This is a genomic window from Mucilaginibacter sp. P2_A5, from assembly GCF_056404995.1.
Map to the genome: position 1 here is coordinate 55152 of NZ_JBFUCY010000018.1, position 26529 is coordinate 81680.

22 protein-coding genes are annotated in these 26529 nt (G+C 43.0%); 11 read left to right on the forward strand and 11 right to left on the reverse strand.

The features are described from left to right. Positions 1 to 295: 295 nt before the first annotated feature. Positions 296 to 2176 carry a M1 family metallopeptidase gene (locus AC1DXF_RS17080; protein WP_477449936.1) on the forward strand — a complete coding sequence of 627 codons (1881 nt, stop codon included), beginning with the start codon at positions 296 to 298 and terminating at the stop codon, positions 2174 to 2176. A gap of 81 nt (positions 2177 to 2257) precedes the next feature. Here AC1DXF_RS17080 and AC1DXF_RS17085 read toward each other — a convergent pair whose 3' ends face one another. Continuing rightward, positions 2258 to 2656: a YtxH domain-containing protein gene (locus AC1DXF_RS17085; protein WP_477449937.1), complete on the reverse strand. Its 399-nt coding sequence runs from the start codon at positions 2654 to 2656 to the stop codon at positions 2258 to 2260. Positions 2657 to 3058: 402 nt separating this feature from the next. Next, complete coding sequence (locus AC1DXF_RS17090) at positions 3059 to 3253, reverse strand: cold-shock protein (protein WP_090644815.1); 195 nt, start codon at positions 3251 to 3253, stop codon at positions 3059 to 3061. Positions 3254 to 3886: 633 nt separating this feature from the next. Between AC1DXF_RS17090 and AC1DXF_RS17095 the strand changes: the two genes are divergently transcribed. The 3 genes from AC1DXF_RS17095 to AC1DXF_RS17105 all read left to right on the forward strand — a co-directional run bounded on the left by AC1DXF_RS17095 (position 3887) and on the right by AC1DXF_RS17105 (position 6263). Next, on the forward strand, positions 3887 to 4540 hold the full coding sequence (locus AC1DXF_RS17095) for an HAD family hydrolase (RefSeq protein ID WP_477449938.1): 654 nt from the start codon (positions 3887 to 3889) through the stop codon (positions 4538 to 4540). 89 nt (positions 4541 to 4629) lie between these two features. Beyond that, a complete protein-coding gene (locus AC1DXF_RS17100; protein WP_477449939.1) occupies positions 4630 to 5400 on the forward strand; it encodes a hypothetical protein in 771 nt (256 codons plus the stop codon). A 98-nt stretch (positions 5401 to 5498) separates the two neighbouring features. Continuing rightward, complete coding sequence (locus AC1DXF_RS17105; RefSeq protein WP_477449940.1) at positions 5499 to 6263, forward strand: hypothetical protein; 765 nt, start codon at positions 5499 to 5501, stop codon at positions 6261 to 6263. Positions 6264 to 6360: 97 nt separating this feature from the next. On the opposite strand, the gene lysA is transcribed toward AC1DXF_RS17105, so the two are convergent. The 5 genes from lysA to AC1DXF_RS17130 form a co-directional block, all read right to left on the reverse strand. After that, positions 6361 to 7572: a diaminopimelate decarboxylase gene (lysA, locus tag AC1DXF_RS17110; RefSeq protein ID WP_477449941.1), complete on the reverse strand. Its 1212-nt coding sequence runs from the start codon at positions 7570 to 7572 to the stop codon at positions 6361 to 6363. Positions 7573 to 7671: 99 nt separating this feature from the next. Further along, on the reverse strand, positions 7672 to 8982 hold the full coding sequence (locus tag AC1DXF_RS17115) for an aspartate kinase (RefSeq protein ID WP_477449942.1): 1311 nt from the start codon (positions 8980 to 8982) through the stop codon (positions 7672 to 7674). An 822-nt stretch (positions 8983 to 9804) separates the two neighbouring features. Beyond that, a complete protein-coding gene (locus AC1DXF_RS17120) occupies positions 9805 to 11733 on the reverse strand; it encodes a tetratricopeptide repeat-containing sensor histidine kinase (RefSeq protein WP_477449943.1) in 1929 nt (642 codons plus the stop codon). A gap of 425 nt (positions 11734 to 12158) precedes the next feature. Next, entirely contained in the window at positions 12159 to 12860 is a 702-nt protein-coding gene (locus AC1DXF_RS17125; RefSeq protein WP_090644847.1) for an NUDIX hydrolase, read from the reverse strand. A 374-nt stretch (positions 12861 to 13234) separates the two neighbouring features. After that, positions 13235 to 13657: a secondary thiamine-phosphate synthase enzyme YjbQ gene (locus AC1DXF_RS17130; protein ID WP_477449944.1), complete on the reverse strand. Its 423-nt coding sequence runs from the start codon at positions 13655 to 13657 to the stop codon at positions 13235 to 13237. Between the two features lie 168 nt (positions 13658 to 13825). Here AC1DXF_RS17130 and AC1DXF_RS17135 point away from each other — a divergent pair, with 168 nt between their 5' ends. The 5 genes from AC1DXF_RS17135 to AC1DXF_RS17155 all read left to right on the forward strand — a co-directional run bounded on the left by AC1DXF_RS17135 (position 13826) and on the right by AC1DXF_RS17155 (position 19935). Continuing rightward, positions 13826 to 16411: an ATP-binding protein gene (locus AC1DXF_RS17135; RefSeq protein WP_477449945.1), complete on the forward strand. Its 2586-nt coding sequence runs from the start codon at positions 13826 to 13828 to the stop codon at positions 16409 to 16411. Positions 16412 to 16870: 459 nt separating this feature from the next. After that, positions 16871 to 17422: an RNA polymerase sigma factor gene (locus AC1DXF_RS17140; RefSeq protein WP_477449946.1), complete on the forward strand. Its 552-nt coding sequence runs from the start codon at positions 16871 to 16873 to the stop codon at positions 17420 to 17422. After that, a complete protein-coding gene (locus AC1DXF_RS17145) occupies positions 17403 to 18245 on the forward strand; it encodes a zf-HC2 domain-containing protein (protein WP_477449947.1) in 843 nt (280 codons plus the stop codon). Before AC1DXF_RS17140 ends, AC1DXF_RS17145 begins: the two co-directional genes overlap by 20 nt. A gap of 11 nt (positions 18246 to 18256) precedes the next feature. Next, positions 18257 to 19111: a DUF4097 family beta strand repeat-containing protein gene (locus tag AC1DXF_RS17150; protein ID WP_477449948.1), complete on the forward strand. Its 855-nt coding sequence runs from the start codon at positions 18257 to 18259 to the stop codon at positions 19109 to 19111. Positions 19112 to 19122: 11 nt separating this feature from the next. Beyond that, complete coding sequence (locus AC1DXF_RS17155; protein ID WP_477449949.1) at positions 19123 to 19935, forward strand: DUF4097 family beta strand repeat-containing protein; 813 nt, start codon at positions 19123 to 19125, stop codon at positions 19933 to 19935. A 267-nt stretch (positions 19936 to 20202) separates the two neighbouring features. On the opposite strand, the gene AC1DXF_RS17160 is transcribed toward AC1DXF_RS17155, so the two are convergent. Both AC1DXF_RS17160 and AC1DXF_RS17165 read right to left on the reverse strand, forming a co-directional pair. Continuing rightward, positions 20203 to 20520, reverse strand: a complete 318-nt coding sequence (locus tag AC1DXF_RS17160) for a hypothetical protein (protein ID WP_477449950.1) — start codon at positions 20518 to 20520, stop codon at positions 20203 to 20205. 173 nt (positions 20521 to 20693) lie between these two features. Next, a complete protein-coding gene (locus AC1DXF_RS17165) occupies positions 20694 to 21623 on the reverse strand; it encodes an AraC family transcriptional regulator (protein WP_477449951.1) in 930 nt (309 codons plus the stop codon). A gap of 156 nt (positions 21624 to 21779) precedes the next feature. Here AC1DXF_RS17165 and AC1DXF_RS17170 point away from each other — a divergent pair, with 156 nt between their 5' ends. Next, positions 21780 to 23282, forward strand: coding sequence for an aldehyde dehydrogenase family protein (locus AC1DXF_RS17170; RefSeq protein ID WP_477449952.1), 1503 nt, complete (start codon positions 21780 to 21782; stop codon positions 23280 to 23282). Between the two features lie 252 nt (positions 23283 to 23534). Beyond that, entirely contained in the window at positions 23535 to 23909 is a 375-nt protein-coding gene (locus AC1DXF_RS17175; protein ID WP_477449953.1) for a DUF779 domain-containing protein, read from the forward strand. Positions 23910 to 23956: 47 nt separating this feature from the next. Here AC1DXF_RS17175 and AC1DXF_RS17180 read toward each other — a convergent pair whose 3' ends face one another. Together AC1DXF_RS17180 and AC1DXF_RS17185 are read right to left on the reverse strand one after the other, a co-directional pair. After that, a complete protein-coding gene (locus AC1DXF_RS17180; RefSeq protein WP_477449954.1) occupies positions 23957 to 25081 on the reverse strand; it encodes a C1 family peptidase in 1125 nt (374 codons plus the stop codon). A gap of 324 nt (positions 25082 to 25405) precedes the next feature. Then, the gene (locus tag AC1DXF_RS17185) at positions 25406 to 26497 is read right to left on the reverse strand and encodes a PAS domain-containing sensor histidine kinase (RefSeq protein WP_477449955.1); all 1092 of its coding nucleotides are present in this window, start codon (positions 26495 to 26497) and stop codon (positions 25406 to 25408) included. Between the last annotated feature and the right edge of the window lie 32 nt (positions 26498 to 26529).

The window sequence follows — 26529 nt, forward strand, 5'->3', positions numbered from 1 at the left end:
TTATTTCGAAAGAACACCTTATCAGGACTAACGGGGTTATTTCAAAAAATAAAGCCACCCGATTGCTCGGATGGCTTAAATATTAGTTATTTAATACCCCTATTAAAATAACTTGAACAAATAAAAAAAATATTTCCCGTATTAGCAAACTATTTAATCTCAATTAAAAGGATGTTACAATTTTGTTACGAAAAACTGACGAATAAGTAGGTGTATTAAATTTTCATTTATTTTGTAACTATTTAGCGTTAACAGCATCTTTACAAAAGTTGACACACTGAATTTATTTACATTTATGAAACTGATTAAACCAATCGCGTTATGCGTATTATCTTGTTTCGCGTTAACGCAGGTAAAGGCTCAATCCTTGTACATGCCGCGCGATATCCAAAAAGCGTTTGCAAAGGGAACGCGACAGGCCGATGGTAAACCCGGGCAAAAGTACTGGCAAAATCACGGCACCTACAACATCACTATCACTGCCTTACCGCCAGATAGGAACATCAAAGGATCAGAAACGATAACCTATGTAAATAACAGCCCCGATACCTTAAAAAGGCTTAACATGAAGCTGATCCTGAACATTCACAAGCCAGGAGTTGCGCGGTTTGGCGATGCCGGAGAGGATTACCTGACCAGCGGCATTCAGTTTGATAAGTTTTTAGTTAATGGCGAGGCTAAAAAAGTTAATAGTAAGGGCGCCTCAACCAATATGGCCGTATCTTTAACAAAACCTTTAATGCCACATGATTCGCTGAAGCTGGATATCGACTGGCATTATCAGATCTCGTTAGAAAGCGGCCGCGAGGGCATGATTGATTCTACCTCCTACTACCTGGCCTATTTTTACCCGCGTGTAGCTGTTTATGATGATTACAACGGTTGGGATAGGTTGCCTTTTTTAGATGCGCAGGAGTTTTATAACGACTTTAACGATTACACGCTCACGGTAAATGTTCCAAAAAACTATATTGTTTGGGCAACAGGCACATTGCAAAACCCCAACCAGGTTTTGCAGCCTGAATACGCTAAACGCCTTGCAGCGTCAATGACCAGCGATTCGACAATACATGTGGCAACTGCCGCCGACCTTGCCAAAAAGGACATTACAGCGCAAAAAGACCAAAATAGCTGGATCTGGAAAGCAAACGACATCAGTGATATGGCTGTTGGCATCAGCGATCATTATGTATGGGATGCTGCAAGCGCCATAGTTGATGATGCCACGCACCGCAGGGCAAGTATGCAGGCCGCGTTTTTAGATAAATCAGAGGATTTTCATCATGCTGTACAGGCCGGCCGCCATTCGTTAAGCTGGCTTTCACGCAACTGGCCGGGCGTACCTTATCCCTTCCCTAAGATGACCGCTTTCCAGGGTTTTGCGGATATGGAATACCCGATGATGGTTAATGACAGCCATACAGACGATATTCAGTTTTCTGCCTTTGTTCAGGACCATGAAATTGCCCATACTTATTTCCCGTTTTATATGGGCATTAACGAAAGCCGCTATGCCTTTATGGACGAGGGCTGGGCCACAACTTTTGAACGTTTAATAGGCACCGATGAAATTGGCGCCGAAAAGGCCGATGCGCTTTACAAAAATTTCAGGATAAACGATTGGATTCATGATGCGTCAACTGGCGAAGATCAACCTGTTATCACCATGTCGAGCGAATTGAGGGCTGGCTATGGTAACAACTCGTATGGTAAACCATCGTTAAGTTATTTTGCTTTGAAAGATATGCTTGGCGACGATTTGTTTAAAAAGGCGCTGCATGGCTATATGGACCGCTGGCACGGCAAACACCCTATCCCATGGGATTACTTCAACTGCATGAGCAATATATCGGGCAGTAACCTCAATTGGTTTTTTAATAACTGGTTTTTTAGCAATTACTACATCGACCTTGACTTGCAAAAGGTTGGTAAAGCCAAAGATGGCTATGTTGCCGATATTAAAAACGTGGGCGGTTTTGCCATCCCGTTTGATGTGAAGATAACCTACGCCGATGGAACAACCGAAACCAAACACCAATCGCCCGCCGTATGGGAAAAAAATCAAAAACAGATTTCGGTAGGTATTAAAACTTCCAAAGTAATTAAGACTGTGACCCTTGACGGCGGCGTATTTATGGATGCTACTGAGGGTAATAATATATTTGTTGTTAAATAAACAATAAAAAAATATATATGAAATAAAAAACCCGGCCACATTATTGGCCGGGTTTTTTGTTTTGGTGTGTAGTACTAAAAATTATGCATTTTGTATAGTATTGTTCCAATTGTTGGCTGTAGTTTTAACTTTTGCTTTAGCTTCTTCAACCACATCTTCGGCTACGTGTTGTGCCTTTTCTGCGGCAGCTTTGGCAGTTGATTTTGCTGTTTCCAAAGCATCATCTTTATAATCATATAGGTCGCTAACGGTACCGTTAAATTTTGATTTGGCCCTTTCAACGGCATCGCTGCTATATTGTTTTATGCCGCTGGCTGTTGTTTGCGCTTTGGTTTTAGCGGTATCAACCAGGTCGTTTATGTAGTCGGCAATATCATCCCTAAGTTCGTTACCTTTTTCGGGGGCCAATAATAAACCTAACGCAGCCCCTGCTGCTGCACCCACTAACAGTGCGGCTATAATTTTTGCTTGATCTTTCATGTTATTTCGTTTTTTTGTAGATATGATTTAATTGGAATAAGTTAGAACAACAACAATGCCAGTTTTAGGGGAGGGGAAGAAGAATCAAGGGTCAAGAATCAAGAATTAAGACTTTTTGGATTGTCGGACAGAAGACTTTCGGACTTTGAAATACCAATGACCAATGACAGCGCAGTGAAATGACCAATGACGGCGTAGCCTAATGACAGCGCAGCGAAATGACCAATGACGGCGCAGCCCAATGACAGCGCAGCGAAATGACTAATGACGGCGCAGCCTGATGACAGAGTAGCGAAATGACTAATGACGGCGCAGCCTAATGCCAGCGCAGCGAAATGACTAAAAAAAGAAAGGCATCCACTGAAAAGTGGATGCCTGGTATGCTTAATGGTTATATTATACTTAGATAACTTTTACATTTACCGCATTTAAACCTTTTCTGCCGTTTTCAACTTCAAATTCTACTTTGTCGTTTTCGCGGATCTCATCGATCAGGCCTGTTGAATGAACAAAAATATCCTGGCCACCGCTTGTTGGTGTAATAAATCCAAAACCTTTTGTCTCATTAAAAAATTTTACTGTTCCTTCTTTTTGCATTATTTTATTTATTAAAGGGGCAAGGTAGGGAAAATTCCTGGGTTTGAAGATTTGAGAATCTGAAGATTTTAGAATTAAAAAGCCTGTTTTGGGAATCAAAAATATATCAGCAGGGAGTAAATAACTAAAAGTCAGTAGCTTCAAAAAAGTAAAAATTGATTTTCAATTCTTTAAATTTTTAAATCTTCGAATTAAAATTACGCAGCTATGGCAGGAGGGCGGCTTGGAACAGTGTCATTAAGTTAAGAAAAACAGAACGGCAAATAATATCGAATAATGAATTTTGAATGTCGAACGCCGAAATTCTTGCTTCGTTATTCGATATTGGATATTCAGTGTTCGATATTTAAATCGTTCACAATTGCTTGACTTAACGGCATCTGGCTTGGGAATCCACAGCCCAATACCAGATAATAAAAAAGCCCTTCAGCCTTTTGGGCCAATGGGCTTGCTAAAATCAATAATCACACAAAAACAACCACAACACAATCCTTATTATTTTAGCTACACTTTAAATGTCACATTAACTATATCGTTAAATAAAATTGTACCGGTGTATATATCATTATACGTAAGGAAGCTATTTTTAGTTTTTATAAAGTGTATTTTGCGCCAAAATTCAAAATATACATAATGAAGGCCTTTATATTCGACCTTAATGGAACTATGATTGATGATATGCCCTATCATACCAAAGCCTGGCAATCACTTTTAAATGAACAGTTGGGGGGCAATTTTACCTGGGAAGAAGTAAAAAAAGAGATGTATGGTAAAAATCCTGAAGTACTGGTGCGGATGTTTGGTCCCAACCGTTTCACGATGGATGAAATGAACGATCTGTCGTACAAAAAAGAACAAAAATACCAACAGGAGTTTTTACCCAACCTGGCGCTATTGCCCGGCTTAAGGGAGTTTTTAGAGGCAGCTTACCAAAAAGGTATCCCAATGGCTATAGGATCGGCAGCCATTCCGTTCAATATTGATTTTGTATTGGATAACCTGCACATCAGGCACTATTTTAAAGCCATAGTTAGCGCCGATGATGTAGTTTTGAGTAAACCACATCCCGAAACTTTTTTAAAGGCGGCACAGCTTTTAAATACCTTGCCTACGAATTGTGTTGTGTTTGAAGATGTGCCCAAAGGGGTAAAGGCAGCTGCCAACGCTGGTATGAAAGCCGTTGTACTTACTACCACACATGTTGCCGAAGAGTTTGAAACATTGTTAAATGTGCTGCATTATGCTGCCGACTTTAACGATGCATATTTTAACAACTTGTTAGTTTAATTATAAAAGGCTGTTGCAAAATAACCCAACTTCACGTATTGTGATTTAGTAACCAGTTTTAAAGCCCGGCAACTAAATCTTAATCACACATGAAGTTCAAGTTTTGCATGCCTGCATTGTTGTTTGCACTCGTAGTAAGCTCATGCAGCGATCATGTTTATGGCCCCGCATTGCGGCTTGCCGATATTGCTTATATGCCCAAGCCTATAAGTACAGATTCGGTAAAATCGGCAAATTACATTAGTGGTGGCATTGGTATTGCCCAGGGTTCGCATTATAATGATTTACTTACCAGCGGACAGTTAAATTTAAACCGCGCCAGCACTTTCAAGCACTTCAACGTTGCATATGGCGTTTTTGGGGTAGCGGGCAACTATCATAACAATAAACTGGCGAAGATTGACCCTTATTATTTCAATAACAAGTTTTTTGGTGCCGCAGGTGGCAGGCTATCTGCAGATTATTTTATCCATCGTGGCCGTTTTGATTTCAGGTTCATTGGTTTTGAGGCGGCATACAGCAATGAATTTGGCAGTTATGCCTCGTTCAGAAAGGTTGTAGGCGATCAGGAGCATTACCATGCCGATAATCGTAATAATCTTTTCTCAATGGGCGTAACGTCCGAGATCGTGTTTCGTAACAGGCACAATCAACGGTTTGGTTTAAGGGGTTTTGCCGGCGGCACCGTTGGTAATAATGGTATCTACAATCATTACACTGATGGCGAAGCTTTAAAAATTGAACGTTTACCCAGCGGTCCCACTTTTATAACCCTTGCTTATTTTATGCAGCTAAATAATTTTATAACCATTATTGAAGTAAGCAGCTACGCACAGCTTAGGGTTGGGTACAGGTTTTAAATTGATAATAGATTTATAATTATATCCATTGCATTGTCATTAAATTAACTTACTATTAAAGAATTTTACCAATGTCAAAACCAGCTAAACTTATCTATATGAAAATAAAACTCTATTTGCCCGTGGCAGTACTAATTATTGGTTTGTTAAGTTCATGCAGCGAACATGTGTATGGCCCGGCCCTGCATAAAAGCGATATAGCTTATATGCCCAAACCGATGTCGATGGATAGTGCTAAATCGGCTACGTATGTGTCTGCCGGTCTGGCGCTTGATTTTGGTAATAATCTTAGCGATCAGCTTACCAGCGGGCAGCTAAATATAAGTGAAGCGCACACGTTTAAAAACTTTAACCTGGCATACGGTGCATTTACCTCGTTGGGCAATTACGCCAATTACGATTTGCAGCAGGGCGACCCTCATTACTTTAAAGATAAGTTTTTTGGCGCAGTAGGCGGCCGCCTGTCGGGCAATTTCTATATCAATAATGATGGGCGTACCGATATCCGAATTATTGGCTTTGAAGCGGCCTATAGCCATGAGTTTGGCGATTATGCCAGGTTTAGAAAGGATGTTACCGGCGATCCCAACTTTTATACCGATACCCGTACCGAATTATTTACCGGCGGCTTAACCAGCGAGGTGGTTTTTCATGGCCGCAAGCCCAATACCCAAATGGGTTTCAGGTTGTTTGTTGGCGAAACCTTTGGTAACGACAATATTTACAACAACAATAAAAACGATTACGTAACTTATAAAACACCCACCTACGTTGCCTTTTCCTATTTTATACAACTGAAGCAGTACTTTGCGATAGTTGAGGGCGGTACTTACGTACAGTTCAGGGTAGGTGTAAAGTTTTAAGAAGTCCTAAGTCAGAAGTCTTGAGTCTGAAGTTCGAAGTCGAAAGTCAAAAGAAACAAAGTCTAACTCGGACTTAAGACTTTCTACTTTACCCCAACTATTCCGAATAAATGCTGCCAACCCTATCACGTAGGTTATAACCGGAAGCCATCACCTCGCCGTAGGCGCCAGCTGTGCGTACTGCAATCAGGTCGCCCCTGAACGATTCGGGCAGGTCAACATCCTTCTGAAAACAATCCGTGCTTTCGCATATCGGGCCTACCACATCATAGTGAGTGGTGAGTGGTGAGTGGTTAGCGGTGAGTTCGCTTGTTTTTTCTTCGTCTTGATTCTTGACTCTTGATTCTTGATTCTGCCTACTTATATTCTCTATCTGGTGATAAGCCTGGTAAAGCATTGGGCGTATCAGTTCGGTCATGCCGGCATCCAGTACCAGGAAGTTTTTCTTTTTACCATTTTTTACATACAGCACCCTCGATATCAGCGATGCGCTTTGGGCTACCAGCGCGCGGCCAAGCTCAAAATGTACTTCCTGTCCCGGTTTTACGTTCAGGAAGTTTTTAAATACCTGGAAATAGTTTTCAAAATCGGCAATGTTGGTATCGGGGCTGTAATAATCAACACCCAAACCGCCACCGGTGTTTAATAGTTTAACCGGGAAGCCATGGTCTTCAAACCAGTCCTGCATTTCGTTAATGCGAGTACAAAGGCTTTTATAAACCTCCAGGTCGGTAATTTGCGAACCTATATGGAAGTGAATGCCTAAAAACTGCAGGCTGGCACATTTGCGCAAAGCAGTGGCCACATCGGGCAGCTGCCATATATTGATGCCAAATTTATTCTCATCCAACCCTGTGGTAATAAAATGATGTGTATGCGCATCAACGTTCGGATTAATACGGATAGCCACATTGGCCTTTTTGCCTTTGGCGGCGGCCAACTCATTAATCACCTCCAGTTCCTGTACCGACTCTACGTTGAAGCAAAAAATATCGGCATCAAGGGCATAGTTTATTTCACGATCTGATTTTCCTACGCCTGCAAAAACTACCTTGCCTTTATCAAAACCATGTTCAATAGCAGCCCTAACTTCGTTACCACTCACACAATCGGCACCAAAACCAAAGGATTGGATCATATCCAATACTTTAGGATTAAAATTGGCCTTCATGGCATAATGTACGTGAAAGCCATGTTTTACCGAGGCATCACGGCAGGCATCCAAAGTTTGGCGCAGCACACCCAAATCGTAATAATAAAATGGGGTATCCAATTGGTTAAAGGTATTTATGGTATCGGTTGTAAACATTTTGTTAAAGTCAAAATTCAAAAGTCAAAATTCAAAAAAAGGGGTGGAGTAGGATAAGGAGCTCAAATAAATCCGAAATCCAAATTCCCAATTCCGAAATCAAAATAGCCTGTTATGCAAACTCCTCAGTGTTTCCACCTTATCATCGGTTTTAACCAGTAATGACAGGTTATGGTCGCTGCCGCCGTATGATATCATTCTTAATGGGATGTGTTTTACGGCTTCCAGCACCCTTGCCGCATAACCATGTTTTTCGGCGCCAAAATCGCCTACCACGCAAATGATAGTATGGTTTACGTCCAGCTCAACCGAGCCAAATATGTTAAGTTCGCTGGTAATTTCGCCAAGGTAAGTGGTATCATCTATGGTTAACGATACGGCCACCTCCGAGGTGGTAATCATATCTATTGATGTTTTATATCGTTCAAAAACCTCAAATACTTTTCTCAAAAAGCCATGTGCCAGCAACATCCGGCTGCTTTGAATTTTAATGGCGGTAATACCATCTTTAGCGGCAATAGATTTTATCTTATCCTTCTCGCTTGTATTGGTAATCAGCGTACCTTTGGCCTGCGGGTCCATAGTGTTGAGCAGGCGTACCGGGATCTTGTATTTTTGTGCCGGGAATACGCTCTGCGGGTGCAATATCTTCGCCCCAAAATAGGCCAGCTCGGCAGCCTCATCAAATGATAGCTGGGCTATAGGCTGCGTGCCTTTTACAATCCGCGGATCGTTATTGTGCATCCCGTCAATATCCGTCCAAATTTGTACCTCCTCGCTGCGGATGCCGGCGCCTATCAGCGAGGCTGTATAATCGCTGCCGCCGCGGCGCAGGTTATCAATTTCGCCAAAAGCATTGCGGCAAATAAAGCCCTGCGTTATAAATAGGTTAACCTCTGGCTGTTTGTCAAGTAACGGAATTATTTTTTCGGTGATATAGTCAACTATCGGCTCGTTGTCTTCATCAATCTTCATAAAGCTTAAAGCAGGCAGGAGCGCCGATGGCACGCCTATCTGTTTTAAATAAACATGGTATAAAGTGGTGGATAACAACTCACCCTGGGCCAAAACTACTTTCTCTTCTACGGTAGTAAAATTATCATTGGCCAGGTTATTAAGTAAAGCAAAGTGATAGTCAATTACTTCCTTGCCTTGCGTTAAATATTCAGCATCGGTAAAAAGTTCCTTTATAAACAGCTCGTACTTGTCTTTTAACGCGCTTATAAGGATAATGGCCTTCCTTTTATCCCCGGTTAGGTAAGCCTGTCCAATTTCAACCAGGTTGTTTGTTGTGCCCGATACTGCCGAAAGTACAACGATCTGTCTTTCTGTGGGGTCAATAATGTCAAGCAGTGCTTTCATGCGGGCCGGACTGCCCACAGATGTACCACCAAATTTTAAAACTTTCATTGCTGTTTGGTTAACCTAAAATAACGGGCGGGTAGGTGCCCTTATTTGCGGCGCTAAAAATAGGGTTTTAAAATTCTTATAGCTAATAAAATTTAGCAGGTTTTCAGAAACATCTATTTTTATCAGATTGGCGAAATTTGCCGGTTTATTTTACACGTAACAATTAGTTACAGAAACAAGGTCATCTGAAGCTAAACACATCGCTTCCCGGTGCAGGGCTCGCCGGTTTTTTGAATTTAGGGCGTAAGCCAGCATGTCATTTTTATAAAGCCCACCCGTAAACCGCTATTGCTACCAGCAGGAACGGTAATTTTAACGCAGTTGTGGTGTTATCTGGGCAATTACCAACTGCCAAATGCCATAAATTTTTTACTGCAAATTTTGCAGTGATAAATTTTTAAGGGTAACCAAAATAACAGCCATTTTACTAACAATGGCCGTTGTTTTCTTTGTCCGCCATTACTTTTGCACCTTGGGCACATGTGTAATTTGCGTTTTTTCTTTGGCGTATTTTTGTCAATGTCTACAATGCGCATGTTACAAACACAATTTTATTATATGCTTAGATAAGTGATAATTAGTTATCATGTTAACCGGCAACGTCAATCAGGCTAAGATAGCAATTATTATGTTTTAATCATTCAGCACGCTGGCTATAAGCCGGGCTGTTAGTTGATATTTTATAAAAGCATGCCGCCTAACGCCGATATTGCTACCAGGTAATATTGATGGACAAATGTATAAAAGCTCATTATATTAAAAAACGGCCGGGTATTTAAGGCTGACCGGGCGGCGTAGTGCTTTTTCGGGAAATAACAGGGTTTATAAATCAGTAAGCACCTGCGCGGTAACAAGCGGCTTTAAAATGCTCTTTTGGGATGATTTTTGAACAACGGGGAGGGCATAGCAAAAAGATGCGCCTTTGCCTTTGTTGTTTTCCACCCAAATCCGGCCATTCATTTTGTCAATGAAATCGCTGCATATCATGAGGGCTACACCGGCGCCTTTTTCTTTTTCGTTGCTGTATTTCAGGTCTGTTTTGAAATTGAAAATCCCCGGCAGTTTTTCCGGCGAAATGCCTTTGCCTTCATCCTGTACGCAAACCGACGTTTCATCGGGACCGCTAAAACCAACTATGGTAATATTTGAATCCCTGGGCGAAAATTTAATAGCATTATGTATAAAATTACGATGGATAAATTGTACCAGTTCTTTATCTGCATACAGGTTAATGCTGCTATCTACATTGTTTATTAAGGTAATCCCGCACTCTTCGGCCAAAATAGCAAATGGTTGCAGGGCTTCATCTATAAGTTCCCGCAGGGGCATTGCAACCGGGCTGTAACTAAAGCCCGATAGTTGTTGTTTTATCCATTGTAAAATATTTTCAAAAATCTCCAATGATATATCTGCCGAACGTTCCATGGTTTCTACCAGCATCATCAATTCTTCGTGGGTAAATGAATCTGCATCCTTTAAAACCGTGGCCAGGGTTTTTAATGAGCCCAGGGGCTGCCGGAAATCATGCGCCAGGATAGATACCAGCCGGTTATTAAATTCGTGGTCAACCTCCAGTTTTTGGTTGCGTAGCTGTACCGATCGGTTCAATTCTTCCAGGGTTTCGCTGTGCCGGCGTTTAAGCCTGTATAAACGATAAAATATGGCTACCGAAAGCCCTGTAAGCAAAAGCAGGAAACCAAAAACCAATATCAATGTATTGCGGCTTTCGGCCCTTATGGTTAGCGCCTCTATTTTCTGGTCTTTTATGGCGTAGTCAATATAATCAAGCCCCGATGTATTGGTAAACATTTCATCGGCCTCGTACAGTTGCATTAGTTTACCGCTGTAGCGTTGCGCTTCGCGCAGGTTGTTTTGGTTAATATAGATGTTGTACAGGCTTTTGCCAAAAAGTTTGCCGTAAAAATGGTAACCTTTTAACTCCGATATTGCCAGTCCCTGTTTATAGTATTGGATAGATTTTGCGGTATCGGAAGGTATAAAAAGATCGCCAAGGCTTTTTAATATATCAAGGGTTACGTAATTTACATCCAGGGCAATGCCTTGGGCAGCGGCCTTTTGCAATTCTGCTATTGCTTTGTCGCGCTGGCCATTTTTAAGGTAAATGTTTGCCTGTACCTGGTCTGTTACCAGCAATAGCCGTTCATCTTTATACCTGGTGGCTATGCGGCGTGCCCGGTCGAGATATTCTTTGGTTAAATCCTTGTCGATTGAATCTGGATACAGCAACAGGTAGTTACAGTATAATAAAGACATGATCGAGTCTTTTTTAAGGCCTGCCCCCTGTGCCAACGCTTGCCTTAAAGTTTCTATAGCTTTTTTGTTCTCTTTACGCTCGTTAAAAACAAGCGCGATATTCATTAAAGCCTGAACAATATTGGCCGAGTCGCGTAAGGCCGAATAGCGGTTGTAGGCTTCGTTATAATACTTAAGCGATAGCTGAAGATTGCCGCGCAGGTCATAAACTATTCCTATTACGTTAAGGGCGTCGGCCTCGCCTTGTTTATATTTTAGCCTGGTAGAGATTGTTCGGGCCAGTTTGGCGTAATAGAATGAGTTATCGATACTTTTTTCATACATCAGCATCCCCAGGCGATTAAGGGCATTAACGTATTTTATACTATCGGTTATTAAAGGAAGTTGTTTTTGGATATTATCAATATCTTTTAATTGGCAATGGCCGGTGTTACCCGCAAATGTCAGCAAAAATAAAAGGCTTAAAAACTTCTTCATTTTACAAATCAAGCTGTTGCAGGGCTATAAAATCGACAGGATGAATATATGTAAAATTTTTATTACCAAACAATACCCAGGTATATAAAATACTTGCCAGTATTGTCTTTTTTTACAATAAAAAGGCTGTTTATTGATAAGTTTCCCTATTTTTTGTTTTTTGATTTAGGGTATTTCAAATATTTTTTTGCCGCTAAATTCGCCTAATAATACATGGCCAGTTTTTGTGCAGATAACAGCCGGCAACAGCGGTAGCTGTGTTTTTTAACGATTTATGGTTGAAGTAGCTGAGGCTAAGTGATTTGTTGGCGCATTTGCACAAGAAAACGCAACCGGATTAAACACTTGCCTTACCAGGAATAGCTTAACACGGTTAATTGTAAAATTGGTTGAACGCCGGTTGAGGGTTAGCCACAAACTTACCCTTATAAGCTATCCGGGTTCGGGATAAAATTCATGAACGCCTGGAATTTGGCATAGTAATTTTGCATGTTTAACTGGTAATAATAGGCACCCCGTTTGGAGCCGGCTTTATCTTTATCAGCCAATTTAATAAGCAGGCCTGTAGCCAGTACCCTTTTACTAAAATTACGCTTATCAATAGTGGTATTAAAAACACTCTCGTATAGGATCTGTAACTGTGGTATGGTGAATTTGGTAGGCAGCAGCTCAAATAGAATGGGGTGCATGGCCGCTTTGTAGCGAATGCGCTTGCGGGCCTGTTCAACCATTTCCTGCTGATCGAATATCAATTTTGGCACCCGTTTAAGCTGGAACCACTCGGCATGGTAATCGGCGCTTATCTGGGTTTCATATTTATGAATGTCAATTAAAGCAAAATAAGCTACCGAAACGGTGCGCTCCAGTGGGTCGCGGTTTGGATCGCCAAAAGTGTATAATTGTTCAAGGTACACGCCTTCAAGGCCTGTAAGTTGTTTCAGGATACGGTTGGCGGCCTGGTCAAGACTTTCATCGTTCTGCACAAAACCACCCATTAAGCTCCAATTCCCTTTTTCGGGCTGAAAACCTCTCTTGATCAGCAATATTTTTAAAACTTCCCCGTCAAAGCCAAAAATTATACAATCTACAGCTAATAATAACCTGGTTTGTTTCGAATACTTCTGCATTTTATCGTTAAGGTTTGTAACAAAAACAAATATATAATAACATTTGGGATATGTGAAGCCTCATCCAAATCCTTGCCGGGGAACTAAGCTTTAATTAGTGTATTTACGACGGTAATTTGACAAAAAACAAGGAATATTTGTATTGGAATTTTTTCAGCAACCACTAAATACTCCCATACAAATCAAAAGCCCTCTCCTTTGGAGAAGGTTGTAATACTATTGAGTAAGACCGATTTAATATCGAACACCGAATATCCAATTTCGAATAATGAAGGAAAAACTTCGGTGTTGGATATTCGAAATTCAGTGTTCGATATTGTTTTTCAATCTGCTTCTCTTAACTTAATAGCATCGGAGACGGTTGAGTGAGGCCTCTATTCCCCCCAGGCGGTTATCACCAAATCGCGGCTGCCACCGTAATTCCGGTGTTCGCATAAATAAATGCCTTGCCAGGTGCCAAATGCTGGCCTGCCGTTATGGATAGGCACCATGACCGAACTGCCCAGCATTGCTGCTTTCAGATGGGCGGGCATATCGTCCGACCCTTCATCATCATGGCGATAGTCGGGATCATTTTCGGGCACAGCTTTGTTAAAATACATCTCAAAATCCACGCGCACAGTTGGATCTGCATTTTCATTAATGGTGAGCGACGCCGACGTATGCTGGATAAAAACCTGCAGCATGCCCGTTCGGATAGTGGCTATCTGCGGTAGTGCCTGCAACACTTCGGCGGTTATTAAATGGAAACCGCGTTTTCGTTCGCGTAATCGGATGGCTTGCTGATGTATCTGCATTGTAAAAACTGTAGTTAATTAACAAATTTAGGGAGTATTAGTTTAAGAATGTATTATTCTGAATAGCAATAATATTGTTTCGCCAAAACAAATTAATCTTTAGGTTTATTTTAATTATTACTTTAAATTTCGCAAAACGCAAAGTAAATTGCGTCTTATAACCTATCTATGTCAGCAAATATTGGTCCGTCTGCCCAAACGCTTAAAGCATTGGAAACCGTTCCGGTTTCTATGGCTATCTTATCGCCGCAATTGCTGATACTAACCGCCAGTGATCAATACTTAAGGGAAACAGAAACCATCCGCGAAAACATTGCCGGGCGCAATATATTTGATGTTTTTCCGGATAACCCGGATACGCCGGAGGCCATGGGGGTATTTAACTTAAATGCCTCGCTACAGTCGGTTTTGCGCAACAAGCAGCCCCATAGAATGGCTGTACAGCGCTACGATGTGCCACACCCGGTAATAGCCGGTCAGTTTATAACACGCTACTGGGAGCCTTTAAATACGCCTGTTTTTGACGATGATCATCATATACTGTACATTATTCATATGGTTACCAATGTAACCGATAAAGTACTGGCCGATGTGCATCTTGCGCTGTCAAAAGAAGAGCTTATATCGCTTAATCATAAATTGAACGAGGCCAATCATGAGATACAAGCCACGGTAGAAGAGCTGGAGGCCAGTAACGAAGAGCTATCGGCAATACGGGAACAGTTGCAGCACACCAACATATTATTAGAAGAGCGGGTAACCAAGCGCACCAAACAACTATTTGAAAGCGAATTGAGTTTACGCACCCTGATAGCTACGGCACGCAACCCGCTGGCCATATTAAAGGGGCGCAACTGGGTGGTTGAAATTGCAAACCAGGCAATTGCCGATATCTGGGGCAAAGTTACAGAAGATATTACCGGGAAGCAGCTGATGAAAATATTGCCCGAACTGGAAGGCCAGCCTTTCGCGGCTTTATTAACCCAGGTTTATGATACCGGCATTAGCTACGGAGAGGATGAAGAAATATTTTACCTGGATACGCCGGGCGGTACAGTGGTTAAATATATAAGCTTTTACTACGATCCTTTGTTTGATGCCGATGGCTATGTAACGGGCATAGTAGTTGCCGCTAACGACATAACCGGGCTTGTTGAAGCCCGGCAGCAATTGGAAAAAAGCTACGATGAGCAAAAAGTGCTTAACGAAGAGATAGGTGCATCAAACGAAGAATTGGCTGCGGCGAATGAAGAACTGTTGGCCACCAACGAAGAACTGATACAAGCAAAGGAGAATTTAAGCGCTAACATTATTGAACTGGCCGAGCGTGAGGCTAAGCTAAGTTATATGCTGGCCGATGCTCCTGTTGCAATTGCCGTATTAAAAGGCCGCAATTTTATTGTTGAATCGGCCAATAAAAAAGTTTTAGAAGTATGGGGAAAAACTGACAATATTATTGGCAAACCCCTGCAAGAGGCAATACCGGAGTGGATTGGGCGAAAGTACCTGGATTTGCTTGGCAATGTATATGCCAGCGGCAAACCTTACTACGGTAACGAAGTTAAAACCTTATTGGAGCAGGAAGGGAAAATTGAGGAGGTATACTCCAATTTTGTTTATCAGCCATTAAAAGACCAGGCAGGTAATACTACCAGTATTATGCTGCTGGCCCACGTAGTAACCGAGCAGGTAAAAGCCAGAAAAGCCATTGAACGGGCCGAAGAGAAGCAGCGTATTGCTGTAGAGGCTGCTGATATGGGTACATGGTACATTAATACAGCTACAAGGGAATTAGTTACCAATAGCCGGCTCAGGCAGTTGTTTGGTTTTAGTGCCGACGAGGAAATGCCGTACGACGCTGCAGCCCAGCAAATACCCGAGCCATACCGCGAAAGGGTGCTCAACTCTATCGAGCACTCTATAGCAACAGGCGCGCTGCATCAAATTGAACATCCTATTATTGGCTATCATGATAAGCAAACAAGATGGGTAAAAGCCACCGGTAAACTGTACGATGCGGAGCCGGGCAAGCCTTCACATTTTTCGGGCGTAATGTTTGACATAACCGACCGCCGCGAACAGGAACAACGTAAAGACGACTTTATAAGTATTGCCAGCCACGAGCTTAAAACACCTATTACCGCCCTCAAAGCGTCGTTACAACTGCTGGAGTTGATGAAGGATAATCCATCGTCGCAGATGCTGCCTAAGCTGATAGAACAATCGAGCAGGAGTATGAATAAAATAAGCGCTTTGGTTGAAGACCTGCTGAACGTGAGCCGGATGAACGAAACCAAACTGCAGCTGAATAAAGCCCCGTTTAATATTGCCCAAATGCTGAACGTTTGCTGTAACCATGTACGTATTGCAGGCAAGCACGAACTGGTTGTTATAGGCGACGAACAATTAGTAGTAAACGCCGATGAACACCAGGTAGACCAGGCTGTAGTAAACCTGGTAAACAATTCCGTAAAATATGCGCCCGAATCAAAAAAGATTTACTTCGTTATTGAAAAACTGGATGGCTTTGCCAAAATATCTGTAAAAGATACCGGCCCCGGTATGTCAAAAGAAAAAATAGGTCATCTTTTTGACCGCTACTACCGGGCCGAGCCTGCCAGTTACCAAAACGCCGGCCTCGGCCTTGGGCTGTACATCAGCTCGGAAATCGTAAAACGCCATGGTGGCGAAATTGGGGTGGAGAGCGAATTAGGACAGGGGAGTACATTTTGGTTTACATTGCCCCTGGAGTAGCGGGATTAATGCCATTAAGTTGAGAAAAGCCGAAGTGAAAAATAATATCGAACACTGAATTTCGAATATCCAACACCGAAGTTTTTCCTTCATTATTCGATATTGGACATTCAGTGTTCGATATTTAAATTGTTTGCAATTGCATGGCGGCCATTGACTCACCCCGGCCACGCTACGCTGGCCGAATCTCTCTCCGGCTGAAGCCGCAAAGAGGGTAACCCCAATTTTTTCTCTTTTCGTCCCTCCATGCGACGCAGTCGGAGGGGCAGACGTCCGTTAGCTAACGGATCGTCGGGGTGAGTCGACTCGACTCGCCTTGCGTTCAAAATGGTGTTTTTAACCTTTCGCCTTTTGCCTTTAACCTTTTACCTTTCCCCTTTCCCAAAAAAAGTTTAAATTTCCTGTAACCAATTAAAATTACGGCGGTCTCCAATATATAACTAACGCAACCAGGCCTTTTTGAACGCATTAAGTGATAACACGATCATGCTCCGGGTAAAAGCCGGAGATCTGGATAGGATGGGGCTGCTGTTCCAAAGGCATTACCGTGCCTTATACGGTTTCCTGTTTCACATGACCTATCAGCGCGAGGCCAGCGAGGATATGGTACAAACCGTGTTTTACAAAATGCTGCGGTACCGCGGAAGTTTTACGGGCGAAGGCGAGTTTGTGGCCTGGATGTACCAGATAGCCCGCAACGTATTAAAAGATAATGCCAAAAAAGGCAACAAACAAGGAATGCACGAGGATGTAGGCGAATTGGCCGACAGGCTGCCGGGAGGCACCAGCCCCGATGAACACCTTGAAAAAAAGCAGGCCAATGCCGGTTTATACAAAGCCATGGAAAAGCTAAGCGACGATAACCGGGAAATACTAACGCTTAGCCGTTTCCAGGAGCTGAAATACCAGGAGATTGGGCAAATTTTAAACATTACCGAGGGCGCCGCCAAGGTACGTGCCTTTAGGGCTATGCAGGAGTTAAAAGATATTTATGCCAAAATGGAACGTTAAACAGATGAAGATGAATTGTGCGCAATACGAAGAAAAATTTAGCGGCTATATGAGTAACCAGTTAACCGCTGCCGAACGTGCAGAGTTTGAAAAACACGTATCCGGCTGCCAGGACTGCCTGCAGGAGCTTGCCGGAATGCAGCAGGTATGGGGTTTACTGGGCGACATACAGGTACCTGAACCCGGAGCCTACATGGAGTTGAAATTTAAAGCGATGCTTGACACCTACAAGGAGTCGGTTGAGGAGAAGAAAGCGGCCTTTAGCATTAAAGAACAAATTGCCCGCTTGTGGCAATGGCAGCCGCGCTGGCCGCTGGCCTATAGCCTGGTTATTGTACTGGTAAGTTTCGCCGCGGGGTACCTGGCTTTTAAAGGAAGCGCTGCTGGCAAACAGGACGAGCAATTGCAAGCCCTGAGTTCGCAGGTGCATGAACTAAAACAAACCATGATGCTGGCCATGCTGGAGAATCCATCGGCGTCTGAACGGATCAAAGCGGTAAGCTATACCAGCGAGATTAAACATGCCGATAAAGAGGTGATTGATGCCTTATTTGCTACATTGAATAACGACCCTAACGTGAATGTACGCTTAAGCACGCTGGATGCTTTAACCCAACTGGCCGCGCACCCGGAAGTGAGGCAGGGGCTGATAGCATCCATCGTTCAGCAGGATTCGCCGCTGCTGCAATCGGCCATTGCCGATGTGATGCTGAAGCTGCAGGAAAAAAAGTCGGTTAACTCGTTTAAAGAATTATTGAAACAAAAGGGTCTTAATCCTGGTGTAAAAGACAAAATCAAACAAACCATAACACAACTCATTTAAAAATAACAATTATGAAACCAATTTTAATTGCCGCTTTTTCGGCACTCGGGCTATGCCTTGCTCAAAACGCCGCACAGGCACAGGAGTATAAAGAACACATTACCAAACAATTCCAGGCAAATAAGGGTACAGTTGCCGTTTATAATATATGGGGAAGTATTAAAGTAGAAGGCTATAATGGCGATAAAGTGCTGATAGAAATTGATGAAACCATTAAAGGGGATACCAAAGAAGATGTAGATCAGGGCAAAAAGGAATTTAAACTGGGCTTTGATCAAAAAGCTGACAGCGTGATAGCCTACACTGCCGAACCCTATGATACCCGTCCGCGCAACAGGTGGGATAACGACGACCGCCATCACCGGGTTCATTACATTGTAAAACTGGATTATACCCTTAAAGTTCCGTTTAATATGAACCTTGCCGTATCTACGGTAAACGACGGGCAGATCACCGTTAAAGATGTGTACGGATCATTAAAGGTGAATAATGTAAACGGCTCATTAGAGATTATTAACGCCAAAGGTACCACAACTGCCCGTACCGTAAATGGCCCGGTAACAGTAAATTACCTGGCGGTGCCTCCCGGCGAATCATCGTACCATACCATCAACGGGCAAATGAACATTACTTATCCCGCAAATCTATCTGCCGACCTTACCTTTAAAAGTATGAACGGCCAGTTTTTTACCGATTTCCCGGATGCCCAGGTAATGCCCAGCAAAGTGGTAAAAACCGAATCAAAAAGCGGGGCGGGCACCACCTATAAGCTCAGCTCAAACTCCGATGTGCGTATTGGCTCGGGCGGTAAATTATTCAAATTCGAAACCCTTAACGGGAATATTTATATCAAAAAACAACAATAATAAACGATACGATGAAAGCGATAAAATTTTTGACTGTATTTGCAGCAGCCCTTCTGATAACAGCCCGATTGTGGGCACAGGAGCAATTAACTGTTCCGCTAAGCGATCCCGCTAAACCGTTTAAACTAAACGTAGGTTTGATAGATGGATCGATAACTGTGACAGGCTACGATGGCAAAAGCATCGTAATTGAAGGACAGCTGGACGAAAGACGTAAGGAACGGGATAAAGAAAAAGAAAAGGCCGCAGGCATGCACCGATTGAACAGTAACGCAATGGATATAAACGCCCGCGAAAATAATAACGAGGTAACAGTGCACAGCAGTGTGGGCAAGCATGTTAACCTGGTTATAAAAGTACCTAAAACCGCCGCCTCTTTTAAAATATCAACCGTAAATGGTGGCGATATTACAGGCAGCAACCTGGATGGGGAACTGGAGGTAAGCAACGTGAACGGCAGTATCAAGCTAACAGATATTTCGGGCTCGGTAGTAGCCACAACGGTAAACGGCCCGGTAATAGTTACCTTCAAGTCTATCGACCCTAAAGCAGCTATGGCATTTTCCACCTTAAATGGTAAGATAGATGTAACCTTCCCGGCCAGCTTTAAAGCTAATGTTAAACTTAAAGCGGATAAGGGCGATATTTTTACCGATTTTGATGTGGCAACAGATCAGCAGAAACCAAGCGTTACCCGCACAAATAAAAATGGCATGTACGGCCTCAAAGTTGACGAATGGGTATACGGAAAAATAGCCGGAGGCGGCCCCGAAGTAATGATGAAAACAACCTTCGGCGCGGTGTATATCAGGAAAGCGAAGTGATTTTAGACGAGTGGTTGATTAGGTGAGTGGTTGATTAAGTTGATTGGGTTGGATTAAGTTGATTATGTTAAAATGAATTCACTAATTAACGCCATGTTCTTATTAACGCATCTCTGTCCTCTCCAACCTAATCAACTTACTCTAACTTAATCAACCATTCACCCAATCCAATCAACATCCATTTTTGAAAACTACATAAAAATGGCCTGGCGTATTTTGCTTAAGAATAAATTTGGACTTTAGACTTCGGACTTTGAACTAAAGACTTTAAATCATTACTGTTTTAAATCCGGATGGTTCTGCTGCAAACCACCTGTTAATCCAGCCTAAAAGAACATCAAGTAACCCCTGTTTTTTAACTGGTTCAGGAGTAGTTTTTCCGATAGGCAAATGGTTATCAGGTGGTGTATCTATCTCCTGCATTTCAACCAGGATACTCTCACGAATGGCGGGGTCACGGTTTACAATATCATCGAGTTCGGTAAGCTCATTAAAGGTAGCTGTACCGTTTTTTTGCCTTTTAATTAATATGTCGAACCGGTCTTGTAAAAATGTGCGCCGTTCCAGTTGTTTATGGTGCTTCATGGTGCTTACCCTTAGTATTATTTGCTAAGCAAACTAAATGCCATGCTTTTAACTGATTGGTTATCAGTGATATATGCTGTTGTTGCGCAAGCCTTCGTTCACTTTTGATACAGCCCATGTACGCTTTTGGGGCAGTGTTTACCCATTTCCATTTTACGCCAACACTGTTACCGCTAATTTACGCCCCGTGCAACGCCCGCCTTATAAAAACTTGGTGTTGTACCCGCAATTTTGCGGAACGCCCTGCTAAAATAGTGCTGGTTATTAAACCCGGCTTTAAAGCAGGCATCGGCAATGCTGCAATAAGGATTATGCAATAGCTGTTTGGCAAACTGTATCCGCTCTTTAATAATATAATCAACCGGCGAAATCCCCATTTCGTGCTTAAACGCCCTGAAAAAACTGGCCTTGCTCATATAAGCCATCTGGCTAAGGGCATCAATATTAAGCTTTTCGGTAAGGTGGTTTTTAATGTATTGTAAAATATAAGCAAAACGGTTCCCGGTCGATAATTGCTCTATATTATCCTGTACCTGGTGCAGGTTTTGCATTTGCATTATACGTATCAAAAGTTCTTTTAGCGTTAAATTGGCCAGTACATCTTTGGTTAACACATCGCCCGTGCTTATACTGATGAGTTTATTAATTAGCTGGGCCAGTTCATGGTTATTAAAAAAGTGAAACTGCTGGTAGTTCAGCTTCCATTGATCGTCGTCGGCACGGGGATAATTCTCATTTAAAAAATCAAGCGTGCTTTTTATTTCATGGTGATTAATGGCCAGGGCGGTGCATTGCGAGGGATTAAGCTCGGATGCCTCCGGGAAATCGATAGTCATGGTAACATTTGGCGGCACTATCACGGTTTCGCCGGGCAGGTAATCAAAGCCGGGCTTATCAAACAGGTGCATTACTTTTTTGCCACGCAGCATGCTGGTAATTACCAGGTCATCAAAAGTAAGCGGAACAAGTTCGCTGCGCTGATAGGTTTCGTAAATATTTAACTCGCAGTGGTTTAATGTATATGCACGGCGATTTTCTACCAGCGTTTGCAGCTCGCGCTTACCACAAAGGGCAAACGGAGATACCAGGTTTCTCTCGTTCATAATTGGTTTATTATTAAATAAAATTAGGCATAGTAATCGGTAGTTTATAATTCATTTTAAAATTGAAATTATTGTGCACCCAATTGAGAGTATAGTGCAAATGCCCGATGAGGCGGGCCGCTAACTTAGCCTAACCAATTAAAAAATAAAACCATCATGAGTTTAACCCAAAGACCATCCTTTAAGGATAAATACGACAATTTTATTGGCGGCAAATTTGTTCCGCCCGTCAAAGGCGAATATTTTGACAACATATCGCCGATAGATGGCAAGGTTTTTACAAAAGCCGCGCGATCAACCAAAGAAGATATTGAGGCAGCCGTTGATGCCGCTACAGAAGCTTTTAAAACCTGGAGTAAAACTGCGGCCACTACCCGAAGCAACTTATTGCTTAAAATAGCGCAGATAATTGAAGATAACCTAAGCTACCTTGCTACGGTAGAAACCATCGATAACGGGAAAGCCATCCGCGAAACCATGGCTGCCGATTTGCCGCTGTGTGTTGACCACTTTCGTTATTTTGCGGGCGCTATCCGCGCCGAGGAAAGCAGCATATCTGAACATGACGAGTTTACCGTAAGTATTAACCTGCAGGAGCCCCTTGGCGTAGTGGGCCAGATTATTCCCTGGAATTTTCCATTACTAATGGCCACATGGAAAATAGCACCTGCTTTGGCCGCCGGCTGTTGTGTGGTTGTAAAGCCCGCCGAGCAAACCCCAACCAGTATTATGGTGCTAATGGAACTCATTGGCGATGTTTTGCCCCCGGGCGTATTAAACATTGTTACCGGTTTTGGCCCCGAAGCCGGTAAGCCGCTGGCTACCAACCCACGCATAAGCAAAGTTGCCTTTACCGGCGAAACCACAACCGGCAGGTTAATTATGCAATATGCCTCCGAGAATTTAATTCCCGTCACTATGGAGTTGGGGGGTAAATCGCCAAATATCTTTTTTGAGTCTGTAGGCGATGCCGATGATGAGTTTTTTGACAAAGCTGTAGAAGGCGCAGTACTTTTTGCCTTAAACCAGGGTGAAGTTTGTACCTGCCCTTCGCGTATGCTGGTGCATGAGAATATTTATGATAAATTTATAGAGCGTGTTATTGAACGTACAAAAGCTATAAAAATGGGCAGCCCGCTTGATTCTGAAACGATGATGGGCGCGCAGGCCTCTAATGATCAATACGAGAAAATTCTGAGCTACCTGGATATTGGCAAAAAAGAAGGTGCAGAAGTATTGGCCGGCGGCGACGCCCAAAAACTACCTGATGAATTGGGCGGCGGTTACTACATACAGCCAACCATCTTTAAAGGCCACAATAAGATGCGCATTTTCCAGGAAGAGATCTTCGGCCCGGTAGTATCGGTTACTACCTTTAAAACTACCGAAGAAGCCATTGAAATTGCCAATGACACCTTATATGGCCTTGGCGCCGGTGTGTGGACACGCGATGCCCACGAAATTTACCAGGTGCCCCGCGCCATACAGGCAGGCCGGGTTTGGGTCAATAATTATCATGCTTACCCCGCGCACGCGCCTTTTGGTGGTTACAAGAAGTCGGGTTTTGGCCGCGAGAATCATAAAATGATGCTGAACTACTACAGGCAAACCAAAAATATGCTGATCTCCTATAATAAGAACAAACTGGGTTTCTTTTAACCCTGTAATGTTAAAGGCAGCCGCGAAATATTTGGGGTTTTGCGGCGCCTTTTATTTTGTAAATACATTGCTTTACAGATTAGTAAGAGCAGAGGGTGCGTGTGATTCCTTCCCTGGGGAAGGGGAGGTAGGGGTTAGATCAGGCGGTTAACCTCTGGATAGCTTATCGCTCGTAGAAACCCCTCCCTGCCTTTGCGCTCGTGTCCAACCGCACCCCTCCCCTTGGAGGGAACTTTTAAAAATAACCCCACCATGACCAAAAGAGTAGCCGTTACACCCGAAGCCGAAAAAGTAATAGCCGAATTAAAATCCCGGTTTGGCGAGCTGATGTTTCACCAAAGCGGCGGCTGCTGCGATGGCTCATCGCCCATGTGTTTTGAAAAGGGGGACTTTAAAATTGGCAGCAGCGACGTAAAAATAGGCGAAGTTGCTGGCTGCGAATTTTTTATGAGCATTGATCAGTTTGAGTACTGGAAGCATACCCACCTTACACTGGATGTTACACCTGGCCGCGGCAGCAGTTTTTCTATCGAAATCCCTATGGGTATCAGGTTCATTATCCGATCCCGGCTGTTTACCGATGAAGAACTGGGCGATTTGGAGCCGGTTGAATATTTTGAATCCTGATCCGGCGTTTTTACCCCGCACTCTGCGTATAGAGTTGTCGCTTGTTTTTAATTAATAAGCGGTACCGGTGCTTTTACCAGTTTAGCATACTTGTCGTCAAGTGCGCTTACCGGCACAGTGATGCTTAGTGCATTAATGGCGAAGTAATTTACTGATACATAGTCGTACCCTTTAAACGGTCCGTAATGATCGCCTCCGGAATCTTTCAGGATAAAAAACAATTTGCCAGCTTTGCTTTTGGCAATACCTACAATATGGATCAGGTGATCGTCCTGCGTTACCAGGGTTTCAAATAACTGTTGCCTTAGCGGAACGCTATACGCCATCTCTGCTGTATCGGCGTTGCCCACCCGGTAAAAGCGTTTATCTTCAAACAGGGCATAGCCTGCTTTACCGCAGTTCCAGCCGTTGTTGCTTACATCCATATCAACCACCAGCGACTGACCTTTTTCAATCGTTGATTTGGCAATAGCTATCAACTCCTCCAGCGGTACGTTCAGATAGTTTTCGCGCAGCAAAAAGTTGTCGGGAATTTCCAGCGGAAAGTTTTCATAGAAAGGGTGATGCGTAAACGAGGTTATGGTAGCATATTGCTGCCTATTGAATTTTAAAACCTCTTTTGCAAAACTAACCGGGGTGTATTCCTTACCCTCCCAGGTAAATTTGGCCGGCGGTGTACCTACAATATCGTCATGCTTTTTAATAAAGCCGGTAAGCCAATTGGCATCAATGGGTTTTGTTTTAAGTACCGAATCCAGGTAGGCTTTCAGGATCTCGTCGGTTTGTTTGTTGCTTTTGTCTGAGAATTCGACCCCTTTTTTACGTGCATAAAACTCGTTGGGGATAGCTCCGTATTTTTCTATCCCGTACATGGCGTCATGCGCCAGGCCGCCGGCCTCAAACAAGCTTGTACCGTTTGACAGGATGTAACGCTTTGCCTTTTCAATGAACAGGTTACGCGATGTATACAACTCCGAAATATCGATATCTTTTTTGGTGTTCGCTATCTCGGCCGATTCAACCAGCGATGTGGTTGAAAACGACCAGCAGGTATTGGTGCCGCCCTGGTATTTTACGGTGCCCGCGGCAATTTTTTTAATGGTTACGGGTTGCTGCGCATAAGCACAACCAAAAGCAGCTGCAAATAACAGGGACAGGCAATGTTTTCTCATTTTAAATAATGGGGTAAACCACTAAAATAGAAATAAATTTTGATTGGTCGATTGGTTGAGATAATGTCAACAGGGAAATCGCTGTTAAAAGTTGATCCTGAAGAAAGGTAGCTCCTAAGGAGCAAAAAGGGTTGAACTATTCGTTTTCTACAAACAGGTTGCCTCTACGAGGCAGCTTAAAAGTGTATTATCTTGTAAAGGTTATCCGTTTGTTGCTGAAAAGTTTAAAAGCGATTGCTATGTATAATGTCAACTCACGGGCATCTTTTTTAAATACCTGTTTAATAAATACCTGTTCAATCGGTATGTGATAGGGGAATTATTTTAACCAACAGCAGGCGCCGGCAGGGTAAAATAAAAGCAAGTGCCGTTTGCCGATTCGTCATCATCTACACCAATGAGGCCACCATGCCTGATGATAATCTCGGCGCTTAAAAATAAGCCGATGCCAAATCCCGGTATGTTTTGTGGCGTTGATGTTGCCCGGTAAAATTTTTGAAACACCTTGTGATGCTCGCTTTTGGGCAGACCTATGCCAAAATCTTTAACCTGTACTTTAACCTCTTTGTCGTTTGCCCCGATGTAAACCACGATATTGGTACAATACGGCGAGTATTTAACGGCGTTATTAACCAAATTGGTTAGTACCTGGGCAATACGGTACCTATCGGCAAATACCAGGTTTTTATCATTTGTGGCAGCCACCCGAATATTGTATTCGGGATTTATCAGCATAGCGTTGGCAGCAATTTCTTCGCCAAGGGCATTTAAATCAAATGAGTCTTTAGCTAACCTGATCTGGTTGGATAAGTTGGCCGGATCGGCCATTTCATTCAGCAACCTGGTAATCCTTTCTACCGAGCCAAGAGCCCGTTTGGCAACCTGGGTAATTTTTTCATCGCCTATGCCGGCAATAAACCTATCTAATAATTGTAAATAGCCTTTAACTGCCGATAAGGGTGTTTTAAGTTCGTGCGTGGTTACATTAAAAAGCTCATCCCTTAAAAGCTCCAGGTCTTTCTTCTCCGTAATATCAACCATGGTGCCTATAATGTGGGAGGGGGCAGCTGCATCAAATAGTACCGTTCCCTTTGCATCAATCCAATGAATGGTATTATCAGCATGCCTTACCCGGTATTGCAGGCTATAAACCCCCGCAGCAGATTGAATAGCTTCAATAATGGCTTCGGGCATTAGCGGCCTGTCATCGGGCAGGATACAGTTTAACAGCTTATCATAATCCAATGTTTCGTTTTCGCCGATGCCAATGTTGGTTTTACATTTGGAGGTGCAGTTAAGGGCGTAATTGCCAAGGTTAAGCTCCCAAAAACCTAATTGAACCTGGTCGAGCGCTATCTTCAGATGTTCCTGGGTTACCTTGATAGACGGCTCTTTATAGGCTAGCATTGACGACATAATTGTTGCTTTGATAATTGGATAAGGCTAAC